The sequence below is a fragment of the Flavobacterium sp. 21.1 genome (assembly GCF_057801535.1).
This window is the reverse complement of sequence record NZ_JBYNXA010000004.1, coordinates 132,104-150,639: the sequence shown is the minus strand read 5'-3', so window position 1 is coordinate 150,639 and position 18,536 is coordinate 132,104. Positions and strand designations below refer to the sequence as shown.

Sequence of the window (18,536 nt, the reverse complement as noted above, 5' to 3'; positions counted from 1 at the left end):
AAAATTTTATTTTTACTTTTTTAAAAATCATTCCAACCTTTTGTCTGAAAAAAGTCTCTTAGCTATAAAAGCCTTATTATGAGAAATTATTTTTTACTGCTGTTACTTGTCTTTTCAAACTTTTCATTTGCTCAAAACTTCGATGGAAAATGGGAAAAGGTCATTGAATTCGAAAAAGAAGGAAAAACAAAATCCGCAAACGAAGAAGTTCAAAAAATCTACAGTAAAGCAAAACGAAAAGGAAATGAGGCAGAAATTATAAAAACTTTTTTCTATACGTCTAAATTTATTCAGGTACTGGAAGAGGATGCGCAGACAAAAATCATTGCTAATCTGAAGAAAGAAATAAACGAAACAAGTCTTCCTTCACAAGCGCTTCTGCAATATATTTATGCCAAATGTCTTGAAAGCCATAAAGACAGAAACCATTACGAAATCAGTAAGCTGACCTCCATCGACAGCACATACAATTCCGATTTCAGAACATGGCCCCTTGTTGTTTTAGAAACCGAAATAACAAATGCTTACGAAAAGTCCATTATTAATGAGAAAGTTTTGCAACAGACTCCGTTGCTGAACTATGAGTTGATCTTCAGTTTCATAAAATATGAAGATTTTAAAGACCGTTCCTTGTATGATTTCCTTGCTTCGGAGGCCATATCGCATTACAAAACAAAAATTAACTTCAGTGTCGTTAATTCAATTGAATACGAAACAAAAAAAAGCTCATTCGTCAATACTTCAACTGATTTTACAACATTTTCATTTGACTTCATAAAAGATCCGAATTTAAAACGTATATTCAATTTGTATCAGAAACTTGAGACAGCCTCTAAAAACAAACAGGAGTTCCAATTCGACAGACTACAATTTTGTAAAAACAAATTATTTCAGGACAATAAATTCTTTTTAAAAGTACTGACTGAGTTCCAAAAAAAGCACTTATACAATGAAATCCTGCAGAAAGTCCTTTATGAGAAGGCACAAATTTATCAACATAGCGCTTCAAAAGAGAAATTTCCGGATTATAATGTGCTGGCTCTTAAAACCTACGACAGTATTTTAACGCTAAGTCGGTCGGAAACCTACAAAAGAGCTAAAAATGCAAAAAATGAGATCACTGATAAAGAAATCAACATTCAGCTATTAAAAGATATTTACAACAAGGAAAACGCCAGAGCACATATCTCTTATAAAAACATTGATAATATAACGCTTTCATTTTACAAGATAAAACAGAATTTTATTGATGACAAATACGATAAGAGCGGAAAAAAAGACAGTCTTGTTAACCTACTTTTGAAAAAGCGTTCGCCGATAAAAAAAGCCACCTATAAATTAGAAGATAAAAAGAATTATTTCGATTACACGACCGAAATAGTTTTACCGCAGTTGGAAACCGGGCATTATTTGGTCTATATAGAAAATGAACAAAAAAATGATTCACTGAAAACAAAAGTTTTCGATTATGAAACGCTTACTGTCACCAACCTGACTTTATTAAGTCATACCAAAGACAATACTGTCTATTTTCAGGCCTTGGACAGAAAAACCGGAATTCCCATAGAAGATGTAAAAATACAATTTGATGACGTTAATTTATACACAAACGAAGTGGGAAAAGTTGATGTCAAATTTTCAGAAAAAAACACCTATTTCAATAAAGAAATTGCTATAAGCAAAGAAAACGATTCTTTATTCCTAAGCAGAAGGTACATTGGACAATTCCGCGATAACAGTTATGCTGATCCTGAGGAAATAAATGATCCTAAAATAGAATTTTACCTTGATCGTGCCATTTACAGACCAGGGCAAACAGTATATTATAAAGGAATTGCGCTTTGGCAGAAAAACAACCAAACTGAAGTTGTTCCTAATCTGACAATGACTTTACTACTTGAGGACACTAACAATAATACAATCAAAGAAGTACAAGTAAAAACAAACGAATTCGGCTCCTTCTCCGGTGAATTCTTACTTCCAAAAACGGGACTGACCGGCGAGTTCACCATCACCGTTGAGGAACCTGATGACCTGGAAAAAGATCCTTTATATGATAAAAAAGAGGACGAACATCCATTTTGGGATAACGTGAACGATGATCCTGAAATCACTTTTCAGGTAGAAGAATACAAACGTCCTAAATTTGAAATTACTTTCAATCCGATTAAAAAAACGTATACTGTAGACCAAACAGTTACTGTCAAGGGAAAGGCACGCGCTTTTGCGGGAAGTGCTGTTTCCGATGCAAAAGTTACTTACACAATTGTCAGAAATTCGTTTTCTAATTACAGATATTCTTATCCAGGCGAGACTCTTACTCTTGAGGAAGGAGAGACAAAAACGGACGCTGAAGGAAATTTCACAATCGAATTTACAGCTGAGCCAAGTTATCAATTCGAAAAATCATCCCAGCCTATTTTTAATTATGATGTCGCTGTATCAATAACTGACATCAATGGCGAAACCAGAAGCAATCAGACAACGGTTAAAGTTGGTTATCATTCACTGAATCTGAATACCTTTATTCCGCTCCTAATCGAAACAGACAAAAAATCGGTTATGAGAATAGACAGTAAGAATCTAAATGATGAATTTGTACCGGTGAAAGGGCAACTAAAATTTTATGCCGTATCCCCTATTAATAATAAGTGGAAAGAAAGACGATGGCCAAAACCTGAAATCAAAACTATTTCGAACAGTGAATTTAGCCAGCTATTTCCTTACGAAAGGTATGAAAATGACGATGCTCCCAGAGAAAAACTCCTATTGACTAAAACGATAGACACCGAAAAAGATAAGATCATTTCCCTTGATTTTCTTTCCTATTGGAAAACAGGTAATTATAAAGTTGTTTTCTCGGCTAAAGATTCTCTCGGAAATCCCGTGGAAAGCACTTCCAGTTTTAAATTGTTTCAAAAAAGAGATAAAAACAAACAATCAGACGAGCTGTTTACCATTAAACAACTAAACCTTAATCCTAAGAAGGATGGTTTTGTAAAGCTGGAAATCAATTCCAATTTTGCTGATTTATATATTTCGTCAAATGCCTTTTACAATGGAAAGGACTACTATTCCAAAGAAATACAATTGGAAAATCAAAACGCTGTCATTCAGATTCCAATCAAAAAAACATTTAAAAATGCCATAAACGTCCAATTTCAAACTGTCTTTGAAAACGTCGTCGAAAATAAAGAATTTAATGTGTCCTTTTTAGAAGAAAATTCAAAACTCTTATTTGAAAGCGAAAGTATCCGAAACAAAATCGAACCCGGTAGCAAAGAAAATTGGTCTTTCAAGATTCTTGGCAACAAGACTGATGAAAAAGAAGTCCTGGCTTCGATGTATGACAGTTCTTTGGATCAGTTTACCTTAAAAAACTGGCAGAATTTAGCTTTCCGAAATGACTATTTTAATTACGGAAGTTCAAAAACAGCACTTGGTTTCGGATATATTTACAGCAATTTAAGATTTCCCAGCAACTATTATTATCAAGACATCCCAGAGAAAGAAACAAATCTAATCTGGTTTGGCTTTAACTTTTCAAATGCCAACGACTATTATGCAAAAAGACAATATGAAAAATTAATCGAGACCGGAAAAGTTAAAGTCCCTGCCAATTCAAAATCAATAACAGGAACAGTAACGGAAGGTGGTCTGCCGCTTCCGGGTGTATCAGTAGTTGTTAAAGGAACAACGAGAGGAACTCAGACCGACATGGACGGTGATTATATTATCAATGCCGTACAGGGTGAAGAGCTTGTGTTTTCGTTTATCGGAATGAAGGACGCCAGTTTAAAAATTAATTCCAGAGTACACAATGTGGCACTTTATCCTGAAAGTAAGCAACTTGAAAATGTAGTTGTGACTTCTGTCGGTCTTAAAAAACGGCAGGATCAGGTTACATCTTCTAATCAAGTGGTAAGAGCAAAAGAATTAACACAGGCTGCTAATCCGAACATTGTTCAGGCATTAGAAGGTAAAGTAGCGGGTTTACAAATTAACACTACAAATAACGGTGTAAATTCAACTACCCGAATCGTTCTTAGAGGCTCCAGATCCATAAGCGGTAACAATCAGGCATTAGTGGTCATTGATGGTGTGATTAGTGATGCAAATGCCTTAACCAAAATCAGTGCTTCTGACGTAATTTCGACGACAATTCTGAAGGGAGCTCAAGGAGCGGCTCTTTACGGTGATGCCGGTGTGAACGGCGTTCTTATTGTTACAACAAAAAAATCACTTGAAGAGGTGACTCAGGTACAAGCAAGGAAAAACCTTAACGAAACTGCTTTCTTCTATCCGCATCTAAAAACTGACAAAGAAGGAAAAGTCAAATTTTCATTTACGTCTCCGGAAGCGCTTACACAATGGAAATTAAGGCTTTTGGCGCACAATAAAAGCGGAGCTTCGGGATATTTTGAAAACACAATCGTTACCCAAAAAGATTTGATGCTTACTCCGAATTTTCCACGGTTTCTGCGTGAAAAGGATACTGTTTTCGTTTCGGTAAAAGTAGCCAATCTATCCTATGAAGCAAAAACCGGAATTGCAGTTTTACAACTTTTCGACGCCGCGACCATGGAGCCGATTGATACAAAACTCCTGAATAAGGACAACACTAAAAACTTTACCATTGTCGCCAGAGGAAATTCCGTCGTAACCTGGAGAATTGTAATTCCGGAGGAAATACAGGGTATTCAGTATAAAGTATTAGCCAAAGCGGGTAATTTCAGTGACGGTGAAGAAAATATAATTCCGGTGGTAACCAACTCGATGCTGGTAACGGAAAGCATTCCGATATGGGTACGTGAAGGAAGCACCAAAAAATATGTGTTCGAGAACATGAAAACCAACACTTCCTCCACTCTCAGAAATCATTTACTCACGCTGGAATACACTTCAAATCCGACCTGGATTGCGATTCAGTCTTTGCCTTATTTACTGGAATACGAACACGAATGTGCCGAACAGACGTTTGCTCGTTTGTACGGAAATGCGCTTGCCACGACCATTATCAACAGCAATCCTAAATTGGCCGCTGTCTTTGAAGACTGGAAAAAAGACGGAAAATCAATTTCTAAATTGGACCAGAACGAAGAACTTAAATCGGTAATTCTAGCGGAGACTCCATGGCTGATGGATGCTAAATCGGATGAGGAAAAGAAAAAGAATCTGGCTTTACTCCTCGACCTAAACAAGATGAAAACCTCATTGTCGGAAACATTTCAAAAACTGAAATCAAAGCAAGGGGTTTCCGGAGGATTTCCGTGGTTTAACGGGATGGAAGAAAGCAGTTATATCACGAATCACATAATGGCCGGGCTTGGTCATTTAGAAAGGCTGAAAGTCAGTTCGGAGATTACAGAAAAATTCGAAGAAATTTCTAAATCCGCGGTTCCTTTCATGGATTCAAAATTCATGGAGAATCACAGGAAAAGAACTGAAAACCTGAAAGAACCTTCAAAAATAAGCTGGCTTAACCCTTACTCAGAATTGCACTATCTGTACGCCCGAAGCTTTTATCTGGAACAATATCCGCTTTCGGAATCGGTTAAAAAAACGGTTGAAATCTATATGGAACTGTGCCGAAAAAACTGGCTAACCTATTCGTTATATGAAAAAGGAATGGTTGCATTGGTACTTCATCGTTATGGAGATACCAAAACCGCAAAAGAAATTCTTACCCATTTCAAGGAAACTTCGTCCAACAATGAAGACATTGGAATGTACTGGATAGAAAACAAATCGGGTTGGTATTGGTATCAGGCTCCAATTGAGACACAGGCATTACTGATTGAAGCTTTTGCTGACATTAACAGTGACACGAAAGCTGTAGATGCCATGAAAGTATGGTTGTTAAAAAGTCGTCAAAGCACGAACTGGCCTTCAACCAAATCAACAACGGAAGCTGTTTATGCCTTATTATTGCAGGGGACCGATTGGCTGTCCGTAAAAGACAATACCATTATTAAACTTGGAACTGAAAAGATCTCATCCAAAAAAATGTCTGAAACTGAAAAAGAAGCCGAAACCGGTTACATCAAAATGAGCTGGAAAGCGGGTGAAATCAAAAAGGAAATGGCCGAACTTTCAGTGGAAAACAAATCAAAAGTTCCCGGTTATGGTGGTTATTTCTGGCAGTATTTTGAAGACCTTGACAACATCAAAACAGCTAATGGCGGAGTAATGAGTGTATCGAAAGAACTGTACCTGAACAAAAACACCGACAATGGAAAACTACTTCAGCGCATTACCCAAAGTAATCCTCTAAAAATCGGTGATCTGGTTACCGTTCGACTAATCATAAAAACAACGGAAACTATGGAATACGTCCATCTGAAAGATATGAGAGCCGCCGGTCTGGAACCTGTCGATGTGATTTCTTCTCATCATTGGAAAAGCGGACTTTCGTATTATCAAAGTACAAAAGACATTGCAACGCATTTCTTTTTTGACCGGATCAACAAAGGCACCTATGTTTTGGAGTATGATGTCCGCGTAAACAACAAAGGGGATTTTTCAAATGGCATCACTACGATTCAGAGCATGTATGCTCCCGAATTTTCAAGTCACAGCAAAGGCATTAGGGTTTCAGTAAAAGAATAATTTATGAAAAACATTCTTCTTTTGGCCTTTTCACTTTTAGGAACTATTGTGTTTTCCCAAACGAAAATCTCCGGTTTCATAAAAGATAAAAACACACAGCAACCTCTGGAAGGTGCATCCATTTTTGCACCTAACACCACAAACGGTGGCGCCACGGATGACAAAGGATACTTTTCTTTTACACTGTACGAGAACCAAAATGAGGTAATCATCAGTTATGTGGGCTATGAAAGCGTATTGGTTCCTGCTGCATCCCTTGCTGATGCCACCAAATCCAACACGATCCTGGTTACGCCGACAGTTAATAATCTTAAGGAGGTTGTCATTAAGAAAATCTCTCCAAAAGATCGTGCCAGATACATGGAAATTTTTCGCCTTGGATTCATCGGTTTTGGAACGGTTGCTGAAAACACAAAAATACTGAATCCGGACGTGCTTCAGTTTGAGATGAACTCCGACAATACCCTACTGATTGTTTCGGCGGACGAGCCCATCCAAATGATCAACAAAAAAACCGGTTATCAAATTTCCTACGAACTGGCTTATTTTGAAAACAAAGTTATTTCACAAGAGCCTAATCAGCAGCTTACAACCTATTTTGGCTATCCCTTTTTTAAGGATATTGTTGCAGAAAAAAAACTTGATCCGAAAAAAGTCGCCAAGACAAGATTAAAATGCTACAAAGGCTCCACCATGCATTTCATAAGGAGTCTTTATGAGGGAAACATGGAAAAGGAAGGGTTCAGCGTTCGAAAATTTAAAAAGGAAGAAATTCGGCATTTACCGTTAGAATATAAAAACATATTTGAAGAAGCAGATTGTAAAGTACACCAATTAGTTTTTGAAAGAGACAGCAAAAAATATTTTTATTTTACTGACTACCTTTCAGTGCATCGCCCCTTCGAAGATCCTAAAAAACTACAATGCTCACAACTGAAGCAACTCATTGACAAGCCCATCGAAATTTACGCGAACGGTAATTATTCGGATCCGGAGAGCCTTGCCAACTTTGGCTACATGGGTTGGCAGAAAATGGGTGAAATGCTTCCGTTTGATTATCAGCCTGCGGAATAAAACCCGAAACTTTCCCAACACAAAAGACCACTCTCTTTCAGCCCCGGGTGGAGCGGCACCTTGTAAAGCGGAACACGGGAAATCGAAGATTCAACGAAGTTAATGATGTATCCAAAAAAGCCCGAACCAATCGCTCCAAAAAAAAAATCCGGATACATTGCTGCATCCGGATTTAAATCCCTTTAACTAAGGATTATTATTTCACGATAGTCATTTCATCTACCACATGTTTCGCTCCTGAGAAGTTCTCAATCACCCACAATACGTAACGAATGTCACAGTTGATCGTTCTTTGTAATTTAGTATCAAAGATAACGTCACCCGCCATAGCTTCGATGTTTCCGTCGAATGCGATACCGATTAGCTCACCTTTTCCGTTTAGTACCGGAGATCCTGAGTTACCACCAGTAATATCGTTGTCAGTTAAGAAGTTAACGTGTAACGTTCCGTCTTTGTCTGCATAACGACCGTAATCTTTGTTTTTGTTCATTTCCAATACTTTTGAAGGTAAATCGAATTCGTGATCACCTTTTTTGTATTTTTTCACCTGACCAGCTAACGTAGTGTAGTTGTTGATTGTAGCTTCGTTGCGTTTGTCTGCAGGCAATGAACGCACTTTTCCGTAAGTTAAACGTAAAGTTGAGTTTGCATCCGGATATTTGATTGTTCCGATTTTAGACTCGCGTAAACCTTCCACCAATTTACGGAAAGCTGCTCCGTAATCGTTTTGTGCTTTTGCGATCTCATCTGATTTAGAGTTATAGTGGTTCAATAAATCATTAGACAATTTCACCAATGGATCGTTTGTAATCAACGCTTCGCTTGGCGCATCCAAGAACGCTTTGATTCTGTCTTTTGAAGAAAGGATACTTAAATCAAAAGCAGCGTTAACGTATTTAGAGAAATCGTTGTTGTTTGTTTTTCCTAATTCCGCAACAGCAGGAGCAATTGCGTATCCAGTTGATTTTGTAGCGTATAATTTCAATTCAGCTGCTAAGATATCTTTCTCTGCAGGAATGTGAACTTCTTTGAAGAATTCGTCAGCCATTTCGATGATAGCCGGTGCCATTTGCTCACGTTTTGCAGCGTCAGCTTTAGCGTAGTTCTCCAATTGTTTACCTAAACTTCTTGAAATAGTACCGTAAGCACTTGTTCTGAAAAGCGTCATTAAGTAATTGTCATGACGTGATTTATCATTTGTCAACTTGTAGAAGTTGTTGATCGTAGCTACTACGTTTCCGTATTTTGCTTTGTTTTCAGCTTTGTTAGCCCATTTGTCGAATTTAGCTTCTTGAGCTGCTTTGGTTTTAGCAGTTCCGAATTTGCTCAACGCATCGATCATACCCTGACGGTTTTTCCAGTAGTTAGCTACTCCAGCATATTTTGAAGCATACACTAAGTTCAAAGCATCGCTCTGATCCATGTATTTTTTCATAGCATCCATACCTGTTTTAGATCCTTCAACCCAAGCAGGATAAGCATATTTTACGTTTTGATCGATTCCTGAAGCCGGCATCCAACGGTTAGTTCTACCCGGATATCCTAAGATCATAGCGAAATCGTTCTCTTTAACACCTCCGATGTTTACCGGTAAATAATGTTTAGGTTTTAAAGGCACGTTGGCTTTTGAATATTCAGCAGGATTTCCGTTAGCATCACCGTAAATACGGAACATTGAGAAATCCGCAGTGTGACGAGGCCATTCCCAGTTGTCTGTGTCTCCACCGAATTTACCTAAACTTTCTGGTGGTGTACCTACTAAACGAACGTCTTTATAATCCTGGTATACGAAGTAGTAGTACTCATTTCCTTGGAAAAACGGACGTACTGACACAGTGTATTTTCCCCCGTCGTTGTTCTCTTTTTCGATTTTAGCGATTTCAGCGTTGATCGCTTTTTCACGCTCAGCTTCTGTCATCTTATCGTTTACAACTGCTAAAATTCTCTTTGTACAGTCGTCCATACGAACGAAGAAACGAACATATAAGCTTGAAGGTTTTAATTCTTCCGCTCTGCTGTTTGCCCAGAAACCATTTTTAAGGTGATTTTTTTCAGCACTAGATAATTCAGCGATTGCATCGTATCCGCAGTGGTGGTTGGTTAATACCAATCCGTCTTTAGAGATTACCTCCGCAGTACAACCTCCGTTGAACTGAACGATAGCATCTTTCAAACTGTGGTGGTTGATGCTGTAGATTTCTTCAGCGGTTAACTGCAATCCCATTTTTTGCATATCTCGGTGGTTCAAACGCTCGATGAACATTAAAAACCACATTCCTTCATCCGCTTTTACACTTGCCGGAACAAGCATAATTGCAGCGATAAGAGATAAAAGTAATTTTTTCATAGTTAAATTTATTTTTAGTGACGCGAAGATACTTTTTTTTGGTAATTAGCTGAAAATAATGGTTTAGAAATATTTTTCGTTAAGAAAATTTTAACAAAATAACCGGTCTTCAAAATAAAAAAAGCGCTCTTTCGAGCGCCTTGATTTTTTATACTGTTTCTGTATTTAGCATCTGCCACAATTTGTCTTTCAGTTCTGTAAGCCCCTGTTGTGCTACAGACGAAATAAACATGTACGGAATTCCCTTAAAGTCTTTATCCAAATGTTTTTTCATTTCCGCTTTCAGTTCATCATCAAGCATATCCGATTTTGAAATAACCACTAAACGGTCTTTATCCAACATCTCCGGATTATAGCGACGTAACTCATCCAGTAAAATATCGTATTCCTTTTTAATGTCCGGAGCATCTGCCGGCACTAAAAACAACAAGGTTGAATTTCGTTCGATATGACGAAGGAAATAGTGACCCAATCCTTTTCCTTCCGCAGCACCTTCAATAATTCCCGGAATATCGGCAATTACGAACGACTGGAAATCGCGGTAGGCAACAATCCCTAAATTTGGTTTCAGCGTTGTAAACGGATAATCAGCGATTTTTGGTTTTGCGGATGTCAATACAGATAATAAAGTCGATTTTCCCGCATTCGGAAATCCTACCAATCCAACATCGGCCAATACTTTCAATTCCAAAACCACATCCATTTCTTCAGATGGCATTCCAGGCTGTGAATATCTTGGTGTTTGGTTCGTAGCGCTTCTGAAGTGCCAGTTTCCTAAACCACCTTTACCTCCTTTTACCAGAATTCGTTTTTCCTCATGCTCGGTGATTTCGAACAAAATCTCATCGGTTTCCTTATCGCGAACTACAGTTCCCAAAGGCACTTCGATGTATCTATCTTCTCCGTCGGCTCCGGTACTGCGCGCACTTCCACCGTCTCCTCCGTGACCGGCTTTGATGTGACGTGCGAATTTCAGGTGAAACAAGGTCCACAAACCTTTATTTCCAACCAGATATACGTGTCCGCCGCGACCTCCGTCACCTCCGTCGGGTCCGCCTTTTTCGATAAATTTTTCTCTATGTAAATGCGTAGAACCTTTACCTCCTTTACCGGAAGCAACATATATTTTTACGTAATCTACGAAGTTCCCTTCTGTCATTTCTTCTCCCCTTCTTATTAATTAGCTTACAAAAGTTTAAAACTACCTGACAGCCACTGGCTGTGCTCCTTTTAATTTCAAATCTTCTGTCATTTCTTCTTCCTTCTATTAAAGCTTATCTACAGCTAACAAAATTTTAAATTCTCTACCTCTCAAGTAAGCGAATTACTCACTGTCTTTTAAAACGCGAACCAAAACTTTATCGATCTTCACACCATCCATATCGATCACTTCCAACTCCATTTTATTCCAAATCAGTTTTTCACCTACTTTTGGAATATACGTCAATTCCGTCATAATCAGACCGCTTACCGTTGTTACATCGTAGTCGTTGATTTGATCATCTAAATCGAAAAAGGTCAGAAAATCGTGTAACGAATAATGTCCGTCAACCAACCACGTTCCGTCTTCGCGGGCAATCAGCTGGAATTCCTCCTCGTAAAATTCGGCGGCATCCCCGACCAGTGCTTCCAGAATGTCATTTAACGTGATAATTCCCTGGCAGATTCCGTATTCGTCGGTTACCAAAGCGTAATGTACTTTGGATTTCTTAAAATTCTCCAGCGCTTTATAAGCTGAAGTATGCTCAATTAGATATACCGGTTCTTTGGTAATTGCTTTTAAATCAAATTCTCCTTTTTCAAAGCTTGCGAAGAGGTCTTTCAGCAAAACCACTCCGACTACTTCGTCCAGATTCTCCACACAAACCGGATATACCGAATGCAATTCATCCAATACTTTTTCCTTCAGTTCCTGCATGGTTTCATCCAGGGAAAGATAGATGACCGACATTCTGTGTGTCATCAGGGAATTCACTTTTCGGTCACCAATGTGAAACACACGCTCCACAATGTCCTGTTCAATTTCCTGCACTTCTCCAACTTCGGTACCTTCTTTAATGATCGCCTTAATTTCTTCTTCGGTTACTTTTCCGTCTGCCGTTGGTTTTATTTTGAAAACGTCCAGCACAAAATCGGTGGAAACAGTCAACAACCAGATAAAAGGCATAGTAACAATGGAAACGGCTTTCATGGGAACTGCCACTGCTTTAGCAATGGTTTCCGGATAATTCAGACCGATTCGTTTAGGCAACAACTCACCCAGAACCAAAGAAAAATAAGTCAAAACCACAACCACTATTCCAACCGAAAGGCTTGGCGAATACGGTCGTAGTATTTCAAAACCTTCTAAAAAAAGTTTGACATTATCGGTAATTTTTTCACCACTGTAAATACCTGTTAGAATTCCGATCAAGGTAATCCCGATCTGTACCGTGGATAAAAATTTGTTTGGCGAATTTGCTAATTCCAAAGCAGTTTTCGCGCTGGAATTTCCTTTTTTTGCCGCTAATTCGAGACGGTTCTTTCTTGCCGAAATCAATGCGATCTCTGACATCGAAAAAACACCGTTAAGTAGTATTAAAAAGAAAATTATGAGTATTTCCATGTTTGTGTTTTAGGTTACAACCTGTCTATTACATTGCTCAATCGCTCTGTTATTTCTGCAATAGACCCAATACCGTTTACGGCATGAAATTTATTCTGCTCTCTGTAAAAATCCATTAAAGGAGCCGTTTTTTCATTGTATTCTTCATATCGGTTACGGATTTTTTCCGCATCCTGATCGTCAATTCTTCCGGAAGTTTTTCCTCTTTCCAAAATACGCTCCACCAAAATATCATCGTCCGCTTCAAGAGCGATAGTGGCAGTAACTTCCCAGTTTTTGGTTTTTAAAAACGCATCTAAAGCATTGGCCTGAGGAATAGTTCTTGGGAAACCGTCAAACAAAAACCCTTTGGAATCCATGTTTTTCTCCACTTCGTCCTGTAACATTTTGATGGTTACGCTGTCCGGAACCAACTCTCCGTTATCAATATATCCTTTAGCTTCTTTTCCTAAAGCCGTATCGTTTTTCATGTTATAACGAAAAATATCTCCGGTGGAAAGGTGTGTTAAGTTGTATTTTTCTTTTAAAAACTCTGCCTGTGTTCCTTTTCCTGCGCCCGGTTTACCGAACAAAACAATGTTGATCATTTTAAAAAATTCTAGTTTGTAGTTATGTTGTTTTTTATCTTTTTATTTCAGCTGATATACTTCCGGCAGGTTTCTTCCCAAACCGTCGTAGTCCAAACCAAAGCCGACAATAAATCGATTCTCTATTTCAATACCAATATAATCAATTTTAATATCTTTTTTATACGCTTCCGGCTTCAAAAACAAAGTTGCGAATTTTAACTGCTTCAGATTCTTAGTAGCGAAAATGGCATGCAGTTCTTCGACCGTATTTCCGGTATCAACGATATCCTCGATCACCACGACCGTTCTTCCGGACAGATCCTGATTCAAACCGATAAGCTGTTTCACCTCATGCGTGGTTTGCATTCCGTCATACGAAGCCATTTTCACAAAACTGACCTCACACGGCTTTTTATAATGTTTCATAAAATCTGAAACCACCATAAACGAACCATTCAAAACACCTATGAATACAGGGATCTCATTGCCTAATTCGACTGCAACCTGGTCAGCCATCCGTCCGATTGCCCAATCCAGTTCTTCTGCAGAAATAAAAGGGACAAATCGCTTGTCGTGAAGTTGAATTTCCATTTTTATATCAGAAAATAATTGGCAAAGATAATTATTTTTAGGAATGAGTTGAGAATTATAAGGTATGAATTGTTAATCCGTCTTTTTCCTTTACTTTAGTACCGATAAGAAAACCCGAAATGAATATAACCTTCTCCGAGCAATTGAGCAAGATTAACGCCGGTACCGAAAACCGCAACCGAATGCGGGATTTTGTACTACAACGACCGTCTCTTCTGGAAGAACTAATCGCTTTTGGCATCGACCTTAACAATAAAAATCATCATAAAGGGGTTTGGATTATCGAAATGCTTGCCGAACATCAAACCGAAATATTGCTTCCGTTTATTGATGCGATCTGTCAGACGATTTCCAGCTATAAAAACGATTCCGCCATTAGAGGCATGTCGCGTGTAGCTTACTTTTTAGGCACTTCCAAAAAAATAAAGCTATCCGAACCTCAACACGAAAAACTGGTTGAAATTTGTTTGGATTGGCTGATCCGGGATGAACGGGTAGCCTGCAAAGTCTACGCCATGAAAACCCTACACCATTTTGGCAAGAAAGAACCTTGGATTGCAGAGGAAGTAAAAGATATTATTAGCAGGGATTACGCTTACCAGTCTGCAGGCTACAAAGCTGCCGCAAGAGAGATTTTAACTAAAAAAACCCAATAGCAGCAAACCTATTGGTTTTTTTTTCCTTTTTTTTCAAAAACACTATCTTTGCATCTTACACAACACCACTACAATGAATTATTTTTCTTCCGATTTTAAACTGGGAATCCTTGGCGGAGGACAATTAGGCAAAATGCTATTGGCCGAAACCCGCAAATTTGACATTCAAACTTACGTTTTAGACTCCAGCAAAGAAGCGCCTTGTCAATTTGGAGCTACAAAATTTTTTCTGGGCAGTTTAATGGATTATGATATCGTTTACGAATTTGGTAAATCGGTGGATGTACTGACCATTGAAATCGAAAATGTAAACCTTGATGCTTTAGATACTTTGGAAGCAGAAGGGAAAAAAGTATTTCCTTCACCAAAAACCCTGCGAATGATCCAAAATAAAGGTCGTCAAAAGGATTTTTACGCGGAAAACAACATCCCGACATCGCCTCACCAACGTTTTACAGATTTAGACGGATTGAAAAATGCGGTAAGCAACGGACAATGGGGATTCCCGTTTGTATGGAAATGTGCCCAGTTTGGCTATGATGGGAACGGAGTAAAAATAGTTCGTACGGCTCAGGATTTAACCGAATTACCTGAAGTGGAATGCATTGCAGAACAAATGGTTCCGTTTAAAAATGAATTGGCAGTAATCGTTTCCCGCAATGTTTCAGGAGAAATCAAGACGTATCCGGTAGTGGAAATGGAATTCCATCCCGAAGCCAATCAGGTGGAATATGTAATCTGTCCGGCCCGTATCGACGAAAAAGTTTCGGAAAAAGCACGAAATGTTGCTTTAAAAGTTTCCGAAGCCTTTAATCACATCGGACTTTTAGCAGTGGAAATGTTCCAGACGGAAGATGATCAGATCTTAGTAAACGAAGTGGCACCGCGACCGCATAATTCAGGCCATTACAGCATCGAAGGAAGTTACACTTCTCAATTCGAACAACATATCCGTGCGATTCTGGATTTACCGCTTGGAAATACCGACAGTAAAGTAGCCGGAATTATGGTAAATTTAGTAGGAGCCGAAGGTTTTTCAGGTCCTGTCGTTTACGAGAACATTGAAAAAATCATGGCAATTGACGGAGTAACTCCACATATCTACGGAAAAAAAGAAACCCGTCCGTTCCGAAAAATGGGCCACGTGACCATCGTGAACGAGAACATGACCGAAGCAAGACGAATTGCAGAGGAAGTTAAAAACAGTATAAGAGTGATCAGTACTCAGTAGTCAGCGATCAGAACACACTCCCGATCGTCATCAGAAGCAGATTGCAGAAAACAAATAACCAAATAACCAAACAACAATGAGTAAAGTAGCCATCGTAATGGGAAGTGTTTCCGACATGCCGGTAATGCAGGAAGCCATCGACATATTAAAAAGTTTTAACATCGAAACCGAAGTCGACATCGTTTCGGCACACAGGACACCTGAAAAACTTTTCGATTTCAGCAAAAATGCACACACAAGAGGTATTTCAGTAATTATTGCCGGTGCCGGTGGGGCCGCACATTTGCCTGGAATGGTTGCCTCGATGAGCCCGCTTCCCGTGATTGGTGTTCCGGTAAAATCCAGTAATTCGATTGATGGTTGGGACAGCGTTTTATCTATTTTACAGATGCCCGGAGGTGTTCCTGTAGCTACTGTTGCTTTAAACGGAGCAAAAAATGCCGGGATATTAGCAGCTCAAATCATCGGAAGTCACGATAAAGTGGTACTGGATAAAATGATCGAATACAAAGAAGGATTGAAACAAGCCGTACTAAAAGCTTCGGAAAACCTTAGTAAGTAAAAGTGAAAAAAGCCCCTGTGGCTGGGACTTTTTTCGGGGTCCACAGACTAATGGGTTAAAATTAGCCGGTGTTTATTGTACTTTTTGTTTGGAGCAAAAAGGGTTTTAATAAATTCGATATCAAAATCTTGCTCGACAAAAATACACTTTTTACCGACAAACAACAAATAAATCATGCAAATTTTAACAACAAAATTCTTAACCCCACATAATACTGCACCTTTCTCTCATATTAAGATAGGAGATTATGTGCCGGCTATTACAGAAAGCATCCAAATGACTCGTGCTGAAATAGATAGCATCGTAAGTAATACTGAGGAACCATCATTTGAAAATACAGTCGAAGCATTGGAATTTTCCGGTCAGACATTGGATCGCATTACCAGTATTTTTTTCAATCTGAATTCGGCCGAGACCAATGACGAAATGCAGAAAATTGCTCAGGAAGTTTCACCTAAACTGACTGAATTAAGCAACGACATCACTTTAAATACAGCATTGTTCGAACGCATCAAATCAGTTTATGCTCAAAAAGACAGCCTGAACCTGAATACCGAACAGGCTATGCTTTTGGACAAAAAATATAAAAACTTCTCGAGAAACGGAGCGCTTTTAGCTGAAGATAAAAAAGCACGTCTTCGTGAAATCGACACGGAACTGGCAAAATTAAAACTGACTTTTGGTGAAAATGTACTGGCTGAAACCAATGCTTATCAATTGCACATCACTAAAGAAGAAGATTTAAAAGGTTTACCTGAAGGAACTACTGAAGCAGCTCATTCCTTAGCAAAAAGCCATAAAAAAGAAGGCTGGATTTTTACACTGGATATCCCGAGCTACCTCCCATTTGTAACTTATGCTGAAAACCGTGAACTTCGCAAGGAAATTTCCATCGCTTATGGCAAAAGAGCATTCCAGAACAACAAATATGATAATCAGGAAAACGCTTTAAAAATTGCGAATCTGCGTCATGAAAGAGCAAATCTGTTGGGATATGCTACCCATGCGAATTTCGTATTGGAAGAGCGCATGGCTCAAAATCCTGAAAAAGTAAATTCCTTCCTAAACGATTTGCTTGACAAGGCAAAACCGGCTGCGGAAAGAGAATTCCAACAGCTGACGAATTTCGCAAAAAAGCTGGACAACATCAATCATCTGGAAAAATGGGACGGTTCTTATTACTCTGAAAAACTGAAACAGGAGCTGTTCAACCTTGACGATGAAAAACTGAAACCTTATTTCAAACTTCAAAATGTTCAGAATGGTGCTTTCACTATTGCCAATAAACTTTTCGGACTGACATTTACCGAAGTATTCAACATCGACAAATATCATGAAGATGTTCATACGTTTGAAGTATCGGATACCAACGGAAATTTAGTCGCCATCTTCTACTCCGATTTCTTCCCGAGAAAAGGGAAACGAAACGGTGCATGGATGACCTCATTCAAACCGCAATCTATACAAGAGGGAGTAAACGAAAGGCCTCATGTTTCCATAGTATGTAATTTCACAAAACCTACTGAAACAAAACCATCTTTACTGACTTTTAACGAAGTGACTACCCTATTTCACGAATTTGGACATGCTTTACACGGCATGTTAGCCAATACAACATATCCAAGTTTATCAGGAACATCTGTTTACTGGGATTTTGTGGAATTGCCAAGTCAGGTAATGGAAAACTGGTGCTACGAACCGGAAGCATTGGCTTTATTTGCACATCACTATGAAACCGGCGAAATCATTCCTCAGGAATATGTAAATAAAATTAAGGAAAGTGCAAGCTTTTTGGAAGGAATGGCAACCTTGCGCCAATTAAGTTTCGGATTGCTGGACATGGCATTCCACGGAAAAGATCCTAGCGATATTAAAGACGTAAAAGCCTTCGAAAAAACAACCATGGAAAACACAGCGTTATATCCTGATGTAGCTGAAAACTGTATGAGCGTTTCCTTCTCCCATATTTTCCAAGGAGGATATTCATCAGGCTACTACAGCTACAAATGGGCTGAAGTTTTAGATGCGGATGCTTTTTCTTATTTCCAGGAAAAGGGAATCTTCAATAAAGAAGTGGCCGATAAATTCAAAAATAATGTCCTTTCTCAAGGAGGTACAGATCATCCGATGACCTTATACAAAAAATTCCGCGGACAGGAACCAAAACCGGAAGCGTTGTTAAAACGGGCGGGTTTAATTTAAAAACACGAACAGCAATTCAATAAAACGGGTTGCTGTTTTTTTTGTCCATAAAAAAATGAGACCGCCGGAAAATACCGGCAATCTCATTTC

General features: G+C 38.7%; 11 protein-coding genes. 6 read left to right on the top strand and 5 right to left on the bottom strand.

Going from position 1 to position 18,536, the window contains the following annotated elements; all coding sequences use genetic code 11:
* The first annotated feature begins 78 nt into the window (after positions 1–78).
* Positions 79–6,609, top strand: a complete 6,531-nt coding sequence (locus AC3E9U_RS10020) for an alpha-2-macroglobulin family protein (protein ID WP_488746781.1) — start codon at positions 79–81, stop codon at positions 6,607–6,609.
* 3 nt (positions 6,610–6,612) lie between these two features.
* Positions 6,613–7,683: a carboxypeptidase-like regulatory domain-containing protein gene (locus tag AC3E9U_RS10015; RefSeq protein ID WP_488746780.1), complete on the top strand. Its 1,071-nt coding sequence runs from the start codon at positions 6,613–6,615 to the stop codon at positions 7,681–7,683.
* Positions 7,684–7,879: 196 nt separating this feature from the next.
* Here AC3E9U_RS10015 and AC3E9U_RS10010 read toward each other — a convergent pair whose 3' ends face one another.
* The 5 genes from AC3E9U_RS10010 to AC3E9U_RS09990 all read right to left on the bottom strand — a co-directional run bounded on the left by AC3E9U_RS10010 (position 7,880) and on the right by AC3E9U_RS09990 (position 13,795).
* On the bottom strand, positions 7,880–10,030 hold the full coding sequence (locus AC3E9U_RS10010) for a S46 family peptidase (protein ID WP_488746779.1): 2,151 nt from the start codon (positions 10,028–10,030) through the stop codon (positions 7,880–7,882).
* A gap of 148 nt (positions 10,031–10,178) precedes the next feature.
* Positions 10,179–11,189, bottom strand: a complete 1,011-nt coding sequence (gene obgE / locus AC3E9U_RS10005) for a GTPase ObgE (RefSeq protein ID WP_488746778.1) — start codon at positions 11,187–11,189, stop codon at positions 10,179–10,181.
* A 165-nt stretch (positions 11,190–11,354) separates the two neighbouring features.
* On the bottom strand, positions 11,355–12,584 hold the full coding sequence (locus tag AC3E9U_RS10000; RefSeq protein WP_488747153.1) for a hemolysin family protein: 1,230 nt from the start codon (positions 12,582–12,584) through the stop codon (positions 11,355–11,357).
* A gap of 65 nt (positions 12,585–12,649) precedes the next feature.
* Positions 12,650–13,222 carry an adenylate kinase gene (locus AC3E9U_RS09995; RefSeq protein WP_488746777.1) on the bottom strand — a complete coding sequence of 191 codons (573 nt, stop codon included), beginning with the start codon at positions 13,220–13,222 and terminating at the stop codon, positions 12,650–12,652.
* 42 nt (positions 13,223–13,264) lie between these two features.
* Positions 13,265–13,795, bottom strand: coding sequence for a phosphoribosyltransferase (locus AC3E9U_RS09990; protein ID WP_488746776.1), 531 nt, complete (start codon positions 13,793–13,795; stop codon positions 13,265–13,267).
* A gap of 119 nt (positions 13,796–13,914) precedes the next feature.
* On the opposite strand from AC3E9U_RS09990, the gene AC3E9U_RS09985 reads away from it, so the two are divergent.
* The 4 genes from AC3E9U_RS09985 to AC3E9U_RS09970 all read left to right on the top strand — a co-directional run bounded on the left by AC3E9U_RS09985 (position 13,915) and on the right by AC3E9U_RS09970 (position 18,446).
* Positions 13,915–14,451, top strand: coding sequence for a hypothetical protein (locus tag AC3E9U_RS09985; protein WP_488746775.1), 537 nt, complete (start codon positions 13,915–13,917; stop codon positions 14,449–14,451).
* A 73-nt stretch (positions 14,452–14,524) separates the two neighbouring features.
* Entirely contained in the window at positions 14,525–15,682 is a 1,158-nt protein-coding gene (locus tag AC3E9U_RS09980) for a 5-(carboxyamino)imidazole ribonucleotide synthase (protein ID WP_488746774.1), read from the top strand.
* A 76-nt stretch (positions 15,683–15,758) separates the two neighbouring features.
* Complete coding sequence (gene purE, locus AC3E9U_RS09975; protein WP_488746773.1) at positions 15,759–16,244, top strand: 5-(carboxyamino)imidazole ribonucleotide mutase; 486 nt, start codon at positions 15,759–15,761, stop codon at positions 16,242–16,244.
* A 174-nt stretch (positions 16,245–16,418) separates the two neighbouring features.
* A complete protein-coding gene (locus AC3E9U_RS09970) occupies positions 16,419–18,446 on the top strand; it encodes a M3 family metallopeptidase (RefSeq protein WP_488746772.1) in 2,028 nt (675 codons plus the stop codon).
* Positions 18,447–18,536 lie beyond the last annotated feature (90 nt).

Bases quoted from the DNA above. Each gene is read 5' to 3' on its own strand.
- AC3E9U_RS09995 (WP_488746777.1), bottom strand. From the start codon at position 13,222: ATGATCAACATTGTTTTGTTCGGTAAACCGGGCGCAGGAAAAGGAACA.
- AC3E9U_RS10010 (WP_488746779.1), bottom strand. From the start codon at position 10,030: ATGAAAAAATTACTTTTATCTCTTATCGCTGCAATTATGCTTGTTCCG.
- purE (WP_488746773.1), top strand. From the start codon at position 15,759: ATGAGTAAAGTAGCCATCGTAATGGGAAGTGTTTCCGACATGCCGGTA.
- AC3E9U_RS10000 (WP_488747153.1), bottom strand. From the start codon at position 12,584: ATGTCAGAGATCGCATTGATTTCGGCAAGAAAGAACCGTCTCGAATTA.
- AC3E9U_RS09990 (WP_488746776.1), bottom strand. From the start codon at position 13,795: ATGGAAATTCAACTTCACGACAAGCGATTTGTCCCTTTTATTTCTGCA.
- AC3E9U_RS10020 (WP_488746781.1), top strand. From the start codon at position 79: ATGAGAAATTATTTTTTACTGCTGTTACTTGTCTTTTCAAACTTTTCA.
- AC3E9U_RS09970 (WP_488746772.1), top strand. From the start codon at position 16,419: ATGCAAATTTTAACAACAAAATTCTTAACCCCACATAATACTGCACCT.
- AC3E9U_RS09980 (WP_488746774.1), top strand. From the start codon at position 14,525: ATGAATTATTTTTCTTCCGATTTTAAACTGGGAATCCTTGGCGGAGGA.
- obgE (WP_488746778.1), bottom strand. From the start codon at position 11,189: ATGACAGAAGGGAACTTCGTAGATTACGTAAAAATATATGTTGCTTCC.
- AC3E9U_RS10015 (WP_488746780.1), top strand. From the start codon at position 6,613: ATGAAAAACATTCTTCTTTTGGCCTTTTCACTTTTAGGAACTATTGTG.
- AC3E9U_RS09985 (WP_488746775.1), top strand. From the start codon at position 13,915: ATGAATATAACCTTCTCCGAGCAATTGAGCAAGATTAACGCCGGTACC.